This window comes from Rhodococcus marinonascens NBRC 14363 (genome assembly GCF_001894885.1).
Taxonomy (GTDB): domain Bacteria; phylum Actinomycetota; class Actinomycetes; order Mycobacteriales; family Mycobacteriaceae; genus Rhodococcus_F; species Rhodococcus_F marinonascens.
In genome coordinates this window covers 1-1,274 of the sequence record NZ_BCXB01000125.1, presented here as the reverse complement: position 1 = coordinate 1,274, position 1,274 = coordinate 1, and the positions used below count along the sequence as shown (strand labels likewise).

1 protein-coding gene is annotated in these 1,274 nt (G+C 53.0%); it reads left to right on the top strand.

Features of this window, described 5'->3' with window-relative positions; translation table 11 throughout:
• Positions 1 to 555 precede the first annotated feature (555 nt).
• The coding region (locus RM2_RS23145; protein WP_218017276.1) for an RICIN domain-containing protein at positions 556 to 1,274 on the top strand (719 nt) is incomplete at its 3' end.

Genomic DNA, 1,274 nt, shown 5'->3' with positions numbered 1-1,274 from the left:
CACCGGACAGGATGGCATCTTTCAGTTAGCGACAAAATTCAAGGTGAGTTGTGGCGCGGTTTCGACACGCGGGTAAGAGACATCCAGGTTTCGACGGACCGGTCGACGTTCTTTTCGTCAACACAATACGCGAGTAATTTCCTTACTTTGCCGAGACGGAACAACCTAGAGCGCTTCGCCAAAGCAACAACATGATCTGACGGCAAAGAACAGAAGGTGCATGAAATGCGGACAGTCCACAGGCGATCGAGTGTTGTCGCGGTAGCGACCATGGCAGCCGGAATACTCCTGGTACCCACCAACACGGCCGCGGCGGTCGTCGACAACCAGTTCGATTCGCTTACAGCACAAGGACTGACACGAACGCAGGTCAACTTCGATGTGAGCTGTCGCGGCCCGGATAAACGATACCCACCATTCAGTGACTTAAGAGTTGGATCTCCTATCTTGAATAGAATCTATCCCGTGTCGCATTGGGGTGTAACCGTAACAGCACCTAAAACAGTTCAAGAGGGTGAGGTGTTCACCTACCGAATTACTCCTGACTCTGCCCCCGTGAATGCCTTTGATCCCTCGGAAGACGCGGCTTATAATAGAAGGACTGTGGCGGACAGTAAACTGCATACCGTCAGGTCGTGGGCACGCATGAAATATGATGTGGACATACCGCCGGGCACTGAACTAGTCGATGCGGACACAGTAACCGGTTTGTACTTCGCAACTGACGGGGATGACGGGAACACCAAAACTCTTCCAGAAGTGATCAGACTGAACCAGGACGGTGATGAAGACGAAAACGGATCCGTCCTACGGATGGCGCATGACAACATCACAGAAGAATCCACGGGCTCATTGGGTTGGGAAAGTTTGGACTTCAACTTTCCGACCGGAGGGCTGGCCACTGTCTTCTTTCCCGGTATGGACATTACCGTGAAAGCAGGTGAGGCAGGATCTACGATAGAACCAACCCTCCGCCACACGGGAAATTCTGGTGAATATGGGGAACCGGAGAACTTCTTCACCTTCGACGTAAAGAATACTGACGGTAAACTATTTGCAGTTCGGTGTGCACCCTTGGATACACCGGATAGCACATCTGTGAACGCGGGCGGAAAACCGTTGACAACAATTGAAGTGACTGCCAAGCCGAAGCCGGTGTACGGGTTGGACGGTCGGGTTCTCGACGTTGTCGACGAGAGCACCGATATCTCTTCTCGGATACAGATGTGGGATCCCCACGAAGGCCCCAACCAGCAGTGGGAGGTCACCGACCG